Source organism: Vogesella perlucida (assembly GCF_979366545.1).
The window spans coordinates 194,124-208,993 of the sequence record NZ_CEETRO010000007.1; the positions used below are offsets into that span (position 1 = coordinate 194,124).

The 14,870-nt window shown below is 63.1% G+C and carries 13 protein-coding genes; 3 read left to right on the forward strand and 10 right to left on the reverse strand.

All coding sequences use genetic code 11. The features are described 5' to 3' along the window. Positions 1–50: 50 nt before the first annotated feature. The 6 genes from galU to smc all read right to left on the reverse strand — a co-directional run bounded on the left by galU (position 51) and on the right by smc (position 10,361). Positions 51–923 (reverse strand): UTP--glucose-1-phosphate uridylyltransferase GalU, encoded by an 873-nt coding sequence (galU, locus tag ACZ9XP_RS12190; RefSeq protein ID WP_147689051.1) that lies wholly within the window; start codon positions 921–923, stop codon positions 51–53. Between the two features lie 81 nt (positions 924–1,004). Further along, positions 1,005–2,441 carry a tetratricopeptide repeat protein gene (locus ACZ9XP_RS12195; protein ID WP_147689052.1) on the reverse strand — a complete coding sequence of 479 codons (1,437 nt, stop codon included), beginning with the start codon at positions 2,439–2,441 and terminating at the stop codon, positions 1,005–1,007. A 9-nt stretch (positions 2,442–2,450) separates the two neighbouring features. Further along, positions 2,451–4,886, reverse strand: coding sequence for an NAD-dependent DNA ligase LigA (ligA, locus tag ACZ9XP_RS12200; RefSeq protein WP_147689053.1), 2,436 nt, complete (start codon positions 4,884–4,886; stop codon positions 2,451–2,453). A gap of 66 nt (positions 4,887–4,952) precedes the next feature. Further along, positions 4,953–6,095 (reverse strand): cell division protein ZipA C-terminal FtsZ-binding domain-containing protein, encoded by a 1,143-nt coding sequence (locus ACZ9XP_RS12205; RefSeq protein WP_465188511.1) that lies wholly within the window; start codon positions 6,093–6,095, stop codon positions 4,953–4,955. A 99-nt stretch (positions 6,096–6,194) separates the two neighbouring features. Further along, positions 6,195–6,875 (reverse strand): energy transducer TonB, encoded by a 681-nt coding sequence (locus ACZ9XP_RS12210; RefSeq protein ID WP_147689055.1) that lies wholly within the window; start codon positions 6,873–6,875, stop codon positions 6,195–6,197. A 3-nt stretch (positions 6,876–6,878) separates the two neighbouring features. Next, positions 6,879–10,361 (reverse strand): chromosome segregation protein SMC, encoded by a 3,483-nt coding sequence (smc, locus tag ACZ9XP_RS12215; RefSeq protein WP_465188512.1) that lies wholly within the window; start codon positions 10,359–10,361, stop codon positions 6,879–6,881. 139 nt (positions 10,362–10,500) lie between these two features. Here smc and ACZ9XP_RS12220 point away from each other — a divergent pair, with 139 nt between their 5' ends. The 3 genes from ACZ9XP_RS12220 to ACZ9XP_RS12230 are packed head-to-tail and all read left to right on the forward strand — an operon-like array spanning position 10,501 to position 12,164. Beyond that, positions 10,501–11,061, forward strand: a complete 561-nt coding sequence (locus tag ACZ9XP_RS12220; RefSeq protein WP_465188513.1) for a YqgE/AlgH family protein — start codon at positions 10,501–10,503, stop codon at positions 11,059–11,061. Then, positions 11,054–11,485, forward strand: coding sequence for a Holliday junction resolvase RuvX (gene ruvX / locus ACZ9XP_RS12225; protein ID WP_147689058.1), 432 nt, complete (start codon positions 11,054–11,056; stop codon positions 11,483–11,485). Before ACZ9XP_RS12220 ends, ruvX begins: the two co-directional genes overlap by 8 nt. A 1-nt stretch (position 11,486) precedes the next feature. Next, complete coding sequence (locus ACZ9XP_RS12230; protein ID WP_465188515.1) at positions 11,487–12,164, forward strand: HAD family hydrolase; 678 nt, start codon at positions 11,487–11,489, stop codon at positions 12,162–12,164. Positions 12,165–12,207: 43 nt separating this feature from the next. Here the strand turns inward: ACZ9XP_RS12230 and ylqF are convergent, their stop codons facing one another. The 4 genes from ylqF to ACZ9XP_RS12250 all read right to left on the reverse strand — a co-directional run bounded on the left by ylqF (position 12,208) and on the right by ACZ9XP_RS12250 (position 14,286). Further along, the gene (ylqF, locus tag ACZ9XP_RS12235) at positions 12,208–13,143 is read right to left on the reverse strand and encodes a ribosome biogenesis GTPase YlqF (protein ID WP_147689060.1); all 936 of its coding nucleotides are present in this window, start codon (positions 13,141–13,143) and stop codon (positions 12,208–12,210) included. Positions 13,144–13,146: 3 nt separating this feature from the next. After that, complete coding sequence (locus ACZ9XP_RS12240; RefSeq protein WP_017509690.1) at positions 13,147–13,359, reverse strand: DUF3820 family protein; 213 nt, start codon at positions 13,357–13,359, stop codon at positions 13,147–13,149. A 69-nt stretch (positions 13,360–13,428) separates the two neighbouring features. Beyond that, entirely contained in the window at positions 13,429–13,782 is a 354-nt protein-coding gene (locus tag ACZ9XP_RS12245) for a DUF4870 family protein (RefSeq protein WP_465188514.1), read from the reverse strand. A gap of 27 nt (positions 13,783–13,809) precedes the next feature. Then, positions 13,810–14,286 (reverse strand): hypothetical protein, encoded by a 477-nt coding sequence (locus ACZ9XP_RS12250; RefSeq protein ID WP_147689062.1) that lies wholly within the window; start codon positions 14,284–14,286, stop codon positions 13,810–13,812. Between the last annotated feature and the right edge of the window lie 584 nt (positions 14,287–14,870).

The following is a 14,870-nucleotide window of genomic DNA, read 5'->3' on the forward strand; positions in this document are numbered from 1 at the left end:
AAACAAACGCCGCCTTTATGACCAAGGCGGCGCAAAATGTCAATGCGGGATTAGCCGCGTTGGAGCGAATTCAGGTAGGCGCTGAAGTCGGTACCGACTTCATGGTGTTTCAGGCCGTATTCTACCGTCGCTTTCAGATAACCCAGCTTGGAGCCGCAATCGTAACGGGTACCCTGGAATGGCAAGGCCAATACCGGCTCGTCTTTCATCAGCGCTGCGATACCGTCGGTCAGCTGGATTTCGCCACCTGCGCCCGGTACGGTATTGATGAGCTTCTCGAAAATACGCGCTGTCAGGATATAGCGGCCAACGACCGCCAGGTTGGATGGCGCCACGTCCGGATGCGGTTTTTCCACAATGCTGGCTACTTCCTGATGGCCGCGAACGTTCTTCTGCACCTCAACGATACCGTAAGAGCCGGTTTCCTCACGCGCCACGGTTTCCACGCCCAGTACCGAGCTGTGCGTGTCGTCGAACAGGCGCACCATCTGTTCCATGGCACCTGGCTCGCCCGCAATCAGGTCATCCGCCAGAATCACGGCAAACGGCTCGTCACCCACCACCGGCTTGGCGCACAGTACGGCATGGCCCAAACCCAGCGCTTCGGCCTGGCGGATATAGATGCAGCTAACATTGGATGGCAAGATTTCCTGCACCAGCTCCAGCAGTTTTTTCTTGTTGCGGTTTTCCAGTTCGGTTTCCAGCTCGTAGGCCTTGTCGAAATGGTCTTCAATGCTGCGCTTGTTGCGCCCGGTAATGAAGATCAGCTCGGTAATACCCGCAGCCACCGCTTCTTCTACCGCGTACTGGATCAATGGCTTATCCACCACAGGCAGCATCTCTTTCGGGCTGGCCTTGGTGGCGGGCAAGAAACGTGTCCCCATGCCGGCGACCGGGAACACAGCTTTACGGATTTTTTGCATAACGGCACCTAATAAGAAACCAAACAATATAGAAATGTACGAATTCTAACATTGGTAACAGTATAAACTGTGAACAGCACATCATGACAAAAGCGAATGACAACGTTGCTGCAAAGCACTCGCCAGTGTTTGTCCTACCACAGTCCAGTCACCCGGCACCGGCTGGCAAAATAGCTGCACACTGTCGTACCACGGCGAGTGCTCGCCTTGATACAAAAAGAACGGTGCGCGCTCGGCACGCATCGCCACCCATACCGGCTTGCCCATGGCGGCAACCGCGTGCAATGCCGCCGTATCCGCCGTGATCAACAAATCCAGCTGCATTGCCATGGCCGCCGTATCCGCAAAATCCTGCAAGGGCAACGGCTGCACCCAATCGGCCAGCAAGGGGTCCACCTCGCCAGGCTGTAAGGCATAAAAATCCACCCCGGACACGGCACGCAGTGGCAGCAGTGCGGCAGCCGGTACCGAACGCCCTTGGCGCGCCAGCTCGGCAATACCGCCGCCCTGTGGTACTGCCTGCCACACCAGCCCTACTTTCAGGCGACCATTTTCAGGCAGCTGTCTGGGCGGTACGGCCAACACGCTATGCAGATAGGGGGTACGCGGCAAGGTAGCCAGATCCATACCCAGCACGCCGGGCAGTGACATCAGTGGCAGCTGGCAATCGAAAGCAGGCTGCGCACCGGACAAAGGCTGCACGGTGATGCCTTCCAGCTGAGCAAACAGGCGCAGCAGGCTGTCCTGCACCGCCAGCACGATACGCGCATCAGGGTTGGCCGCACGCACCCGGGGTACAAAACGCACCATCTGCAGCGTATCCCCCAGGCCCTGCTCGGCCCACAGCAATAGCGTACGCTGCCCCAGCGCCTCGCCCTGCCAGCGCTGCTCGCGCCAGCGCGGCTGCATCATGCCGTCCCAACGCGCCTCGTAGTACGGCCATGCTTCGGCGTAACGCCCCTGCATCAGCAAGGCGATAGCCAGATTGAAACGGCACACTGCGCCGGCACCAGGCAGCGCCAGCGTTTGGCGCAGCTGCTGCTCGGCCTGCTGCGGCTGGCGCGCCGCGATGCAAGCCATGGCCAGGTTGTTCAGTCTGGCCGGGCTGTCGCCTGCCAGCGCCAATGCCTGCTGCTGACAGGCAATCGCCTGGGCGTAATCTGCCCGGTAATAACAGACGGTGCCCAGGTTGCTCCAGGCATCGGCGTGATCTGGCGCCTGCGCCAAGACCTCGCGCAGCAGCGCGTCTGCCAGCGCCAGCTCGCCCAGGTCTTTCAGCAGTACGGCCAGGTTGACCTTGATGCTGGCAGCGTGCGGATTGATGGCGGAGGCTTGCAGGTAATCCTCCAGCGCCTGGTCTGTCTGGCACAGCATCATGCGGGCGTTGCCGCGATTCAGCCAGGCTTGCCAGTCTGCCGGGTTGGCCGCAATACAGGCGTCAAAGCACGCGATGGCTTGCTCGCCCAGCCCGGCGGCCAGCAGTTGATTACCCTGCTCAAATGCAGCATCGTTACGCATGGTCTTTACCTAAGCCGGCGTTTGCACCAGCGCCAGCAAGCCGGCTTCGTCCAGCACGGTGATACCCAGCTCCAGCGCCTTGTCCAGCTTGCTGCCCGCCTCGGCCCCCGCCACCACGTAATGGGTTTTCTTGGATACGCTGCCGCTGACCTTGCCCCCCGCGGCTTCCACCAGCGCCTTGGCCTGGTCGCGCCCCATGGTGGGCAGGGTGCCGGTCAGCACAAAGGTTTTACCAGCCACGGCTTCGTTCAGCTTGGTCACCTCCTCGGCTGGCGTTTGCGCCAGCAAGGCATCGCGGTAGGCCGCCAGCTGCTGCAGCGCGGCACGGTTGGCCGCCACGTCCAGCCAGTCAGCCAGCGCGTTCACCACCTCGGCCGGCAGCGCCAGCTGGATGATGTCCACACGCGGCATGGCCGCCAGCGCGGCGATATCGGGCTGCAATGCGGCCAACTGCTGCGCCCGCACCTCGGTCAGCCGTGGCACGCCCAGGCGGGCGTACAGGTTGGCCGCAGCCAGCTTGTCGTGCAGCTGGGCACGGGGCGCTTGCTGGCCAGTGGGCGTAACGCCCGCCGCCATCAGCGCGTCGATCACCGCCTCGTTCTGCGCCTCGGCAAAGAACTCGGCAATGGCATCGGCCACCACGCCGCCGATATCCGGCAGCGCCGCCAGCACCGCCCGCGGCGCCTGGCGGATGTGATCCAGCGAGCCCAACCAGTCGGCCAGGGTTTTGGCAGTGGATTCGCCCACATGGCGAATGCCCAGCGCAAACAGGCAGCGCGCCAGCGGTGGCGTCTTGCTGGCAGCGATGGCGTCAATCAGATTTTCGGCCCACTTGGTGGCCACCTTGCCGGCCTTCACCGTTTCCGGCGTGATGCCTTCCTGCTCGTCGGCGCGGCGCTTCATCTCCAGCAGGTCAGCTAGTGTCAGGCGGTACAGATCGGCCACGCTGCGCACGTAGTCAAACTCCACCAGCTTGTCGATGTAACGCTCGCCCAGGCCGTCGATATCCATCATGCGGCGGCCAGCAAAGTGCTGGATGGCTTGCGTGCGTTGCGCCTTGCACACCAGGCCGCCACTGCAGCGGGCAATGGCTTCGCCTTCTTCGCGCACCACGTGGCTACCGCATACCGGACAGTGCGTGGGCAGGCGGTAGGCGTCATACATCGGCTCTTCACTGCTGCTGAACAGGTCGCCGCCCAAAGTTGGCCGCATCGGGCGCTTGTCCGGCACCACGGCGACCACCTCGGGGATCACATCACCGGCACGGCGCACGATCACGGTATCGCCCACGCGCACGTCCTTGCGCCGTACTTCGTCTTCATTATGCAGCGTGGCGTTAGTCACGGTGACGCCGCCGACAAACACCGGCTGCAGCCGCGCCACCGGAGTGATGGCGCCAGTGCGGCCAACCTGCTCCTCGATGGCCTCCACCACGGTGAGCGCTTCTTCAGCAGGGAATTTATGCGCAATGGCCCAGCGCGGCGCGCGCGACACGAAGCCCAGGCGATCCTGCTGCGCGCGGCTGTTCAGCTTGTACACCACACCGTCGATCTCGAACGGCAGGCTGGCGCGGCGCGCCAGCACGCTTTCGTAGTAAGCCGCCAGCCCCTGTGCGCCGTGCACCACCGGCCGCAAATCGGCCTGTACCACCGGGAAACCCAGCGCAGCCAGCCAGTCCATTTCGGCATCGTGCGTGGCAGGCCAGTCGGTACCTTCTACCTGGGCGATGGCGTAGGCAAAGAACGATAGCCGCCGCTGCGCGGTAATGCGCGAATCCAGCTGACGCAGGCTGCCGGCGGCGGCATTGCGCGGGTTGGCAAACGGCTTGTCACCGCGCTCACGCTGAGCTGCGTTCAGCCGCTCGAAATCGCGCTTGAGCATCAGCACCTCGCCGCGCACCTCCAGCAAAGATGGCACGGCATCGCCATGCAGGCGCAGCGGAATGGCGCGCACGGTGCGGATATTGGCGGTAACGTTCTCGCCGCTGCTGCCATCACCGCGGGTGGCTGCCTGCACCAGCTCACCGTCTCTGTACAGCAGGCTGATGGCCAGGCCGTCGAACTTGGGCTCCGTGGCGTAGGCCAGGTTGGCCGCAGCCAGGTCGCGGCCAACCCGCTCGTCAAAAGCGATCAGCTCGGCGTGGCGCACGGCAAAGTCATCGGCCTGCATATCGGAAAACGCATTGCCCAGCGACAGCATGGGTACCGCGTGCGTCACGCTGTCAAAAGCCGGCAGCGCCTCGCCGCCCACACGCTGCGTGGGGGAGGTATCGTGCCGCAGCGCGGGAAAGTCCGCCTCTAACTGCTGCAGCTCGCGAAACAGGCGGTCGTACTCGGCGTCCGGTACGGTTGGGGCGTCCAGTACATAGTATTGATGGTTGTAGCGTTCCAGCAGCTGCGCCAGCTCGGTGGCGCGGTGCTGGGCGGTGGCGGGTAGTGTGCTCATGGCCTGACCTGGAATGCAGCACGCCGGCAGCTGCCGGCGTGGTAATGAATGGGAAGCGCTGGCCGCTCAGGCAAACAGCCGCAGGGCAGCCACGCTACCCGGCGCGATGCCACGGTCGTCCATATTGCCGTAGATGCGGATCAGCTGGTCGCGGATCTGCGCCAGGCCCTGGTCGCTGAGGACGCGGCGGTTATCGTCTACCAGTTGGGCGTCAAACTCTTGCGACAGGTGCTTGGCAAACTGCACGGCGCGGTCGAATACCGCCACACCACCAGCCACACGCGGCACGTCAAACATGAGTGTCAGCGCGGGGAATTGCTTGTCCAGCAAGGTATGCAGGGTAAACGGGGTCTGGTCGGCCGACGCCAGCGAGAACAGGGTGTTACCGGAGTCTGCCAAATAGTGGAACTGGCCATCGGGCTCCAGCTGCAGGCCGGCGGCTTCGGCCACACTGCGCAGGCGGGCACCGGCGATGGGGCTACCGGCCACGATATTGATGCCGATCAGCACGTCTACATCCACACAAAAGCGGTCCAGCTCGCGCGCCGACACCAGTTTTTGCTGACGCTGCGGGAAGCTTACCTGGGCACCCAGCTTTTCGGCGTAGTGGCTGACCTGCTGGCAGAAGCTGGCCAGCTCCTGCTCGGTAACCGCACCACCGCGGTCTACCAGCTGCAAGCCGAAATTAACTTGTTTGTAGCGGGTACCCGGCAGGATTTCGGCCGGTTTCCACAAGCCGCGCTCGGTACGTAAAATGGCCTGCACACGTTTGGCCACATTAAAACGCGGTAGCTGCCCCAGTTCCTGCGGCTGGGCAAAGGCGACTTCGGCAATAAAGTCCAGCGACGGGTCCAGCAGCGATACCACCAGGGCCTGGTGGTCGGCAGCATCCAGCTCCGGTGTTTCCGGCACAGCAGGGGCCACGGGCTCGGGCGGGGCCGTGCGCACAACCGGCGCGGGCGGCAGAATATCGTTCAGGTAAGCTGGGGCGCTGTCTTCGTCGTCATCCAGCAGCACCGGCTCCAGACGCGCCTGCTGGCCATCGCGCACATTGTTCTTGGGCACGTCCAGCAGCACGTCAGCGTGATGGCGTGCAAAGGCCTGGCTGGTCTTCTTGCGAAAGCGCCATTCCTGATAAAAATTGAAGCCGAATACCAGTGCTACCACCAATGCACTCAGCAACAAGATGCCTATTTTCATTTCGCTCATTGAGCTTTTTCCACAGCAGCAGCCATTATCCGAACCGGTATTATAACAAACCCCCATGGGGGTACGGCGCGTGAATCAGTACGTCATTTAGCGTTTTGTTCAATTTTCGTCAAGGGAAAAGCGCACTGGCAGCACCAACTGGGCAGCCACCGGGCGCCCGTTTTCCTGCGCCGCCTGAAACTGCCAGCGCGTCACGCCATCGCGTGCCGCCCTGTCCAGGCGGGTAAAACCGCTGCTTTTTTGCAGCTCGGTACGTAGCAATGTGCCATCAGCATCAATCGCCAGCCGCAACATTACCACGCCTTGCTCGCCCAGATCGCGCGAGATGACGGGGTAATCGGGCCGCGGAGCCTGCAATACCCGTGCCGGACGGCTGCTGGCCACCTGCTGGCTAGCCGTTTCGCCCGTGCCACGGCCCGTGTTCGGCGCGGCTTGCGTGGCGGGTGCCGCAGTGGCTACCACACTGGGCATCGCCGCTGCCGGGTTGGCCGCAATGGGCACGGCGGCTGGCATGAGCACCTTGCTACTGTCAGGCACTGCAGGGTTGGCCGCGTTTACCGGCGGTACCGGTACGGCCTTGCCAGGCGGTGCTGCAGAAGGTTTTCGTGGTGCTGACGTACCGTGTACCGCCACTGGCCGGTTCGCAGCAGCCACGGCGGGCGCTGGCTGCAGGCTGATCAGCAGCGGTGCGTCTATCGCCTGCGGCGGCGACCACACTGCCGCCAGGCCGCACAGCAACACGGCATGCAGCAGCAGTGAGGCCAGCAGCGCGCGCCGCATGGGTTAGGCCGTTTCGCGCATTTTCAGCGCTTCGACAATATCCACCGCCACGATGCGGCTACAGCCTTGCTCCTGCATGGTCACGCCCACCAGTTGCTCGGCCATTTCCATGGTGAGGCGGTTGTGGCTGATGTACAGGAACTGCGTATGCGCGGCCATCTTCTTGACCAGGTCGCAGAAGCGGCTGGTATTGGCGTCGTCCAGCGGCGCGTCTACCTCGTCCAGCAGGCAGAATGGCGCCGGGTTCAGGCTGAATAGCGAGAACACCAGGCTCATGGCGGTAAGCGCTTTTTCGCCACCGGATAGCAGGTGAATGGTGCTGTTTTTCTTGCCCGGCGGCTGGGCAATGATCTGGATACCCGCCGACAGCAAGTCTTCACCGGTGAGCACCAGCTCGGCACGGCCACCACCAAACAGCGTGGGGAAAAACTCGCTCATTTTGGCGTTAACGGCGTCGTAAGTGGCTTGCAGCATGTCGCGGGTTTCGCCATCGATTTTGGCGATGGCTTCTTCCAGCGTGGCCATGGCCTGCATCAGGTCGTCGGTCTGGCTGGCCAGATAGTCGCCCCGCTTTTTGGCCTCTTCCAGCTCTTGCAGCGCCGCCAGGTTCACTGCCCCCAAGCCATCGATGGCGCGCGCCAGCCGGGCGATCTCGGCGGCCAGCGCATTGGGTTTGACCGCGTCGGTGAGGTGCGGCAGCAGCGCCGCCTCGTCGGCCTCGGCAGTTTTCAGCTCTTCGTCGAAGCGCTCTACATTGAGCCGGGCTTCCTGGTGTTTCAGCAGCCAGTCGGAGCGCGCTTCGCGCAGCGCTGGCAGCGCGGCGTTGATTTCCTGCTGCCGCTGCGTGTACTGGCGCAGGGCTTCGGTCAGGGCATTCAGCTGGTCGCGGGTGGCGGACAGACTTTGCTCGCGTGTCTCACGCACGGCCAGGGCTTCTTGCAGCACGTCGTCCGGCGCGGCTTCTTCTACCGTCTCGGCTTCCATCACCAGCGTTTCCAGGCGTTCTTGCAGCTGCTGGTCGCGCTCGGCCAGCTCGCGTGCGCGGCGCGCAAGCTCGGCCACTTTCTGCTCGGCGGTGTGCTGGGCCAGCTTGATTTCGTGCAGCTGGCGCTCGGCGTCGCGGGTTTTGTTACGCACCAGCTCCAGGCCGGTTTCGGCGTTCAGGCGCGCCAAGCGGGCGTCTTCCAGCTGCTCGGCCAGCTCTTCCAGCTGCATGGCGTTTTCTTCGGCCAGTAGCTCGGCGTCGGCAATGGTGTCTTGCGCAGTGCTGCGCTCGTCTTGCAGGCGCTGCTGCTCGGCGTGGATGGCCGCCAGGCGGGCGGCGCCCTGCCGGGCCGCCTGGTCCAGCTTGACGTGCTCCAGCGTGGCGGCGTTCAGCTCCGCCTCCAGCCGCGACACGGCAGATTTTTGCGCGCGGATGGCTTCGGCCAGCATGCCCAGCATGGAAACCACGCTATCGCGGCGGCGCTGTGCGTCGTGCTGCTGTGGCTGCACGGCGGCCAGTCGCTCTGCAGCCGCATCACGTGCGGCCTTGCGTGCCATCATGCCATCGCCAGCTTGTGCGGCATGAAAATGTACGGCATGGCGGCTGACGCGGTGGCCTTGCGGCGTGACCCAGCACTCGCCTGCGGCCAACTCGGCGCGGCGGGCGATGGCATCGTCCAGGTTGGCCGCACAGTAAACACCGACCAGCCAATCGGCCAGCGCGCCGGCAAACGTGCTATCCACGCGAAGCTGCTGCAGCAAGGCGGGGCGCGGGCTGGTGGCTGCTGTGGTGTTGGCGGGCTGATCGACCAGCGCCAGCGGGGCGGGCGGCACGGCATCGCCGGCCTGGCCTGCGCGGGCAGCCAGGCGCTCGCCCAGCACCACTTCCACCGCGGTGCGCCAGGCGTCGTCTACCTGCAGGCTTTGCCACAGTGCCGGTGCATCGGCCAGCTGCTGGCTGGCTAGCCAGCCGGCCAGCTGTTCGCCGGCGGCTTCGCGCGCCAGCACGGCGTCCAGCGCGGCCATTTCGGCTTCAGCGCGGGCGGCGCCGCTGTGCAGGGCGTTGAGGGTTTTGTCCAGCTGCTCGCGCTCGGCAGACAGGTCGGCCTGCTTGGCTTCGTCTGCGGCCAACCTGGCGCGCACGGCATCCAGTGCGCTGCGGGCTTTGTCCACTTCGGCGCGGGCGGCGTCCAGTACGGCGTGCTCTGGCAGGTTCAGGTCTTGCAGCTCGCGCTGCAGGGCGTGTTCGCGCCCGGCCAGCTGCTCGATGCTGCGGCGCAGGTGCTCGCCCTGCTGCCGCGCCAGGTCGCGCTCGCGGGTAAGGTTGGCGATTTGCGCGGTCATCTGCGCCAGACGCTGGTCGGCTACACGGAAGGCCGCTTCGGCAGATGGCAGGCTGTCGGCGCCGTCTTCCAGCCCCATTTGCGCTTCTTCCATGCGCATCTGGGCTTCTTCGCGGCGGGGTAGCCAGTCGTCCAGCTCGTCTTCCACCTGGGCTTGGTGCTCGGCCAGCTGCTGGCGTTCGTTGCGAGCGCTGGCCAGCTCGCGCTCCAGCCGTTCGCGGCTTTGCAGGCGGTGTCGCTGCTGTTCTTCCAGCCGTGCCAGGTTGGCATTGGCTTCAAATAGCGCCTGCTGCGCTTCGTGTACGGCATCGCTGGCGGCGTAGTGCGTTTCGCGCACGGTTTCCAGCTCGGTTTCCAGGTGGGTGTGGGCGGCTTCCAGCGCGGCTTCTTCGGTTTCGATGCGCGCCAGCTCGCCACGGGCAGTGGCTTCGATGCGGGCGGCTTCTTCGCGCCGCGCCAGCGCCAGCAGGTTTTGCTTGAAGGTGAGCGCGCCGCGCATGTCCTGGTAGTTGGCCGCCACTTCGGCTTGCTCGCTCAGGCGCTCTACCTGGCGGCCCAGCTCCAGCTTGAGGTCTTCGATACGGGTCAGGTTGTCGCGGGTATCGGCCAGGCGGTTTTCGGTTTCGCGGCGGCGCTCTTTGTATTTGGAGACACCGGCAGCCTCTTCCAGATAGGCGCGCAGCTCTTCCGGGCGCGCCTCGATAATGCGCGAGATCATGCCCTGCTCGATCACCGCGTAGCCACGCGCGCCCACGCCGGTACCCAGAAACAGGTCGGTAATGTCGCGGCGGCGTACCTGCTGGTTGTTGATGTAGTAGCTGGATTCACCCTGGCGCGTCAGTACGCGCTTGATGGACACCTCGGCGTACTGCCCCCACGGCCCGGTAAGCTGGCCGTCGGCGTTGTCGAATACCAGCTCGACCGAGGCACGCGATACCGGCTTGCGCGTGCTGGAGCCGTTGAAAATCACGTCTTGCATGGACTCGCCGCGCAGCTGCTTGGCGCTAGACTCGCCCAGCACCCAGCGCACGGCGTCGATCACATTGGATTTGCCGCAGCCATTGGGGCCGATAACCGCGACCAGCTGGCCGGGCACGGCAATGCTGGTGGGGTCGACAAACGATTTGAAGCCGGCAAGCTTGATATGGGTAAGGCGCAAGGGGCAAGTCCACAAACGGTTGAATCAGCCGGGCATTTTACCCGCCCGCACCCACCCTGCGCCAAAGCAATCTGCCGGCAATAAAAAGAAACTGCGGCCAACCTTTGCCGGCCATGACATTGGTTGCCATAATGCGGCTATGGAAACGCTATCTCTTGCCCATCATTTCTTGATTGCCATGCCCGATATGGCCGACCCGCTGTTTGCCAAAAGCATCGTGTACCTTTGCGAGCACGGCGAACAAGGCGCCATGGGGGTGATTATCAACAAGCCTTCCGGCATCGTGCTGGCGCAGCTGCTGGAGCAGATCGACCTGCCGCTGACCAACGACGATACCAACACCACGCCGGTATTCTTTGGCGGCCCGGTGCAGCCTGACCGTGGCTTTGTGCTGCACAAGCCTATCGGCAACTGGCAATCTACCCTCACCATCACCGACGACCTGGCGCTGAGCACCTCCAAAGATATTCTGGCGGCGGTGGCCGAAGGCCGTGGCCCGGACAAGCTGCAGATCAGCCTGGGTTACGCCGGCTGGGAAAAAGGCCAGCTGGAAGAAGAAATCGCCGCCAATAGCTGGCTCACCGTCGCCGCCGAGGATTCGGTGATCTTCGACACCCCGGTAGAAGAGCGCTATACCTGCGCCATCAAGCTGCTGGGCTTCGACCCGGCGCTGCTGTCCAGCGTGTCCGGCCATGCATAAGGGCACCGTGCTGGGCTTTGATTTTGGCGAAAAGCGTATTGGTGTGGCACTGGGCGAGCCGCAGCTAGGCATTGCCACCCCGCTGCAAACCATCCACAGCGAGGTCAACGACGTGCGCTTTGCTGCCATCACCAAGCTGATAGACGAGTGGAAAGCCACCGGCTTTGTGGTGGGCCTACCCATGCACATGGATGGCCAGGAACATGCCGTCAGCGCGCTGTGCCGCAAGTTTGCCCAGCGTCTGCACGGCCGCTACGGCCTGCCGGTATGGCTGGTGGACGAGCGCCTGACCTCGGTGATTGCCGAGGGCCTGCTGGAAGACGCCGGCGTGTACGGCCGCCGCCAGAAAGAAATGCTGGACCAGGTGGCCGCCCAGGCCATCCTGATGGGCTGGTTCGAACAACCCGGCGAGCCCATTGCCTGATATGCGCATCGCTGCCCTGCTGATCGACATCGACGACACCCTGCTGGACGATGCCCACGCCACGCGCCACGGCGTGGCCGCCCTGCTGGACGCGCACCAGCTACCGTATACGCTGGACGACGCCTGCCAGCGCTGGCACACCCTCACGCAGCAGCACTGGCTACGCTTCGAACGAGGCGAATGCAGCATCATCGAGCAGCGCCACGCTCGCCTGCGCGGCTTGTTCCAGCGCGAGCTGTCCGAGGACGAGGCCACACAAGCCTTCGAGCCGTATATTGCCGGCTACCGCAGCAACTGGAAGGCATTCGACGATGTGATGCCCTTTGTCGCCGCCACCGCGCATTTACCACGCGTCCTGGTGAGCAATGGCCACCTCGACATCCAGCAGCGCAAGCTGGCCCTCACCGGGCTGGACGCGCACTTTCCGCACCTGCTGACGCCGCAAAATTGCGGCCACGCCAAGCCGGACGCCGCCATCTTCGAAGCCGCCGCAGCACTGGCAGGCGCGCCGCTACAACAGTGCATGGTGATAGGCGACGACCCGGTGCGCGATATCGGCGCAGCCCAAAACCTGGGCATGCCGTACTTTCATGTAGATCGCCAGCGTACGGGAGGCAGCTTGCTGGATGTCTTACCCTTGCTGGACGAAGGTTGGCCGCATAGCGCGCAGCAAACATGAAAAAAGGCGGCCAAGGCCGCCTTTTTTTGTACCGGCATCCGCCTTAACGGGTGCCTTTTTTCTTTTCTTCACGTTCCAGGCGTGCATTCTCTTTTTGCGCAGCACGCAGCACTTCGTGCTCTTTGGCGGCTTTTTCCCACGCCATCCATTCTTCCGGCAGCTCCAGCGAGATTCGGCCGGTCGCGCCGGCACGGAAGTCGGTCAGCACGATTTCGGACGCCTTCTGGATATTGATACGGCCACCCGGCAGTACCGCACCGCGCTTCTTGCCGATCAGCTCCAACACTTGCCAGTCTTGCAAGCCATCGATCTCGCCAATCTTGTAGCGCTCGTCCAGCTGCGGGGCGTAATGCTTCATCAGGATCAGCAGCAGCTCCAGCGCCACTTCTTCTTCGTCCAGCGCATTGCGGCCAACGGCGCCGCTGGCGGCCAAGTTGTAGCCGCCTTGCGGCACGATAATCTTGGGCCACAACATGCCCGGGGTATCGAACAGCTCGATATCGTCTGCCAGCATGATGCGCTGCTGGCCTTTGGTAATACCCGGCTCGTTGCCGGTTTTGGCGATGCGGCGGCCGGTAATGCTGTTGATCAGCGTAGATTTGCCCACGTTCGGGATACCGCAAATCACCACGCGCAGCGGCTTGTCCACGCTGTTGCGGCCAGGTGCCAGCTCGCGGCAGGCCGCTACCAGCTTCTGCGCCGGTGCAGCGTCCGAGGCGTCCAGGCCAATGGCGCGGGTACCCGGCATCTTGCGGTACCAGTTCAGCCACTGTTCGGTCACTTTCGGGTCGGCTAGGTCTTGCTTGTTCAGCACCTTCAGGGCCGGCTTGCCACGCGCCAGGCGGGCAATCATCGGGTTGGCGCTAGAGCCCGGCAGGCGCGCGTCCAGCATCTCGATCACCACGTCGATACTGCCAAGGCGCTCTTCGAGCTCCTTCTTGGCTTTGTTCATGTGACCGGGGAACCATTGAATGGCCATGTATTATCGCTTTCGTAGTGGGTCGAGCAAAGAAGACAGGCCGTTGTGGTCCAGCTCGTGCATCAGCGCCAACAGGCGGCCGATCTCGCCAGGCGGGAAGCCTTCGCGGGCAAACCAGTTCAGGTAGTGGCCAGGCAGGTCGGCAATCAGGCGGCCTTTATATTTGCCATACGGCATGACCCGGGTGACCAGCAGCTGCAGCAGGTGAGCGTCCATCTTCTTTTAAATCAAAGGGAAGGCGCGCATTGTGCCAAATTTTGCCCCACTACGCACGGGCAATCGTGCTTACGGCGGCAGCGGCTTGCCTTCATTGAAGGCAAGGAAACCGCGCACGATGCGGTACACATACCAGCACCACACCAGAGCGCCGGTCAAAAAGCCCAGGCCAAACAGAACAATCAACGGGTAAGAAATGGCAGCACCCAGCAAGGCCCACCAAAAGGTACGGATCTGCCAGCTAAAGTGGCTATCCCATAGCGTGTCGCGTGCATCATCACGCTTCACATAATTGATGATCACCCCGACTACCGCCCCAGGCACACCAAACAGATTCACGATCTGCAGGATATACACCACCATGGTCAGGTTGCGGATTGCATCATCCTGGCGCGGAATACGCTCTACGGTACCGTCTTGCATAACACCTCCTGTCATCGATCAGGCAGGTCAGAACTGCGCCTGCCACGCTTGGGTCAGCGCTACCAGCCACGGGCGTAGCTGCTCGCGTAGCGCAAGAGACTGCACCACCACCGAGCCCTGCTTGCGCAGCAACATCGCGGTACCACCCTGGCAAAACTTGCCAGGCAACGCCCCTTGCAAGGCAAATGAACGCAGCTGTGGCAGCTCCAGCTGCAAGAATACCGACAGCCATGCCAGCTTCTGGTTAAGCACATCCATCATACCCAGCTCGGACAAGCTCAGCACCAGATGATTCAAGCGGAATACAACAACCCGCGCGGCCAACCAGTCCTCCCGACATGGGCGGCTACCTTGTGCCAGGATATGCGCCAGAGTGCGCACCTCAGGAAACAACGCCTCCGATACCACCAAGCGCCCACCTACATCGTGACAGCAAGCGGTCAACTCGTGTGCTGGCAAGGTTGCCCCCTGCTCGACATCGGTCATGATATGTAAGGATTGCACGGGCAGTGTGCACGAGAAAGACTCAATCCAGGGCAATGCATTTTCCATCTTCAGGCTCCACACCACCGTAACTGAAAAACGTTGCCCCAAAAAGCAATGCCGCCAATTACGGCGGCATTGTTCGAAATAGTGAGGGTCAGAATTCAGACCACAAGTTTCCCTGGTGCCGCCAGATAAGTGCGGTAACCATAATAATAAGCGTGGGAAACAAAAAGGGTTGTCTGAGCCATAGTGTTATCGATATTGCCTGCAGCCAGCCGTAACGTCAAGCACAAACGCCAGCCAAGGTTGGTCGCAGCAGCGGCAGTCAACTATCGTAACCCGGCATAAGCCGCAGGCGTATCCGGGGGCCGGCCGCAGGCCGGTGGGGTGACCTGGTGAGCGGGGGTTGTTGTCAGGTATCGGTTGAGACCGCCCCGCCACGGCCAAGGTTGGCCGCAGCAGCAGCAGTCAATCACCGTAGCCCGGCATAAGCCGCAGGCGCATCCGGGGGGCGGCCGCAGGCCGGCGGGGGTGGGTGGCGTGGTGGGCGGGGGTTGTTGTCAGGTATCGGTTAAGGCAGCGATGTTGCGGCCAACGTTGGC

What these genes read in the sequence shown, in the direction of transcription:
- galU (WP_147689051.1), bottom strand. Translation starts at nt 923, where the DNA reads ATGCAAAAAATCCGTAAAGCTGTGTTCCCGGTCGCCGGCATGGGGACA.
- ACZ9XP_RS12195 (WP_147689052.1), bottom strand. Translation starts at nt 2,441, where the DNA reads ATGCGTAACGATGCTGCATTTGAGCAGGGTAATCAACTGCTGGCCGCC.
- ligA (WP_147689053.1), bottom strand. Translation starts at nt 4,886, where the DNA reads ATGAGCACACTACCCGCCACCGCCCAGCACCGCGCCACCGAGCTGGCG.
- ACZ9XP_RS12205 (WP_465188511.1), bottom strand. Translation starts at nt 6,095, where the DNA reads ATGAGCGAAATGAAAATAGGCATCTTGTTGCTGAGTGCATTGGTGGTA.
- ACZ9XP_RS12210 (WP_147689055.1), bottom strand. Translation starts at nt 6,875, where the DNA reads ATGCGGCGCGCGCTGCTGGCCTCACTGCTGCTGCATGCCGTGTTGCTG.
- ACZ9XP_RS12220 (WP_465188513.1), top strand. Translation starts at nt 10,501, where the DNA reads ATGGAAACGCTATCTCTTGCCCATCATTTCTTGATTGCCATGCCCGAT.
- ruvX (WP_147689058.1), top strand. Translation starts at nt 11,054, where the DNA reads ATGCATAAGGGCACCGTGCTGGGCTTTGATTTTGGCGAAAAGCGTATT.
- ACZ9XP_RS12230 (WP_465188515.1), top strand. Translation starts at nt 11,487, where the DNA reads ATGCGCATCGCTGCCCTGCTGATCGACATCGACGACACCCTGCTGGAC.
- ylqF (WP_147689060.1), bottom strand. Translation starts at nt 13,143, where the DNA reads ATGGCCATTCAATGGTTCCCCGGTCACATGAACAAAGCCAAGAAGGAG.
- ACZ9XP_RS12240 (WP_017509690.1), bottom strand. Translation starts at nt 13,359, where the DNA reads ATGGACGCTCACCTGCTGCAGCTGCTGGTCACCCGGGTCATGCCGTAT.
- ACZ9XP_RS12245 (WP_465188514.1), bottom strand. Translation starts at nt 13,782, where the DNA reads ATGCAAGACGGTACCGTAGAGCGTATTCCGCGCCAGGATGATGCAATC.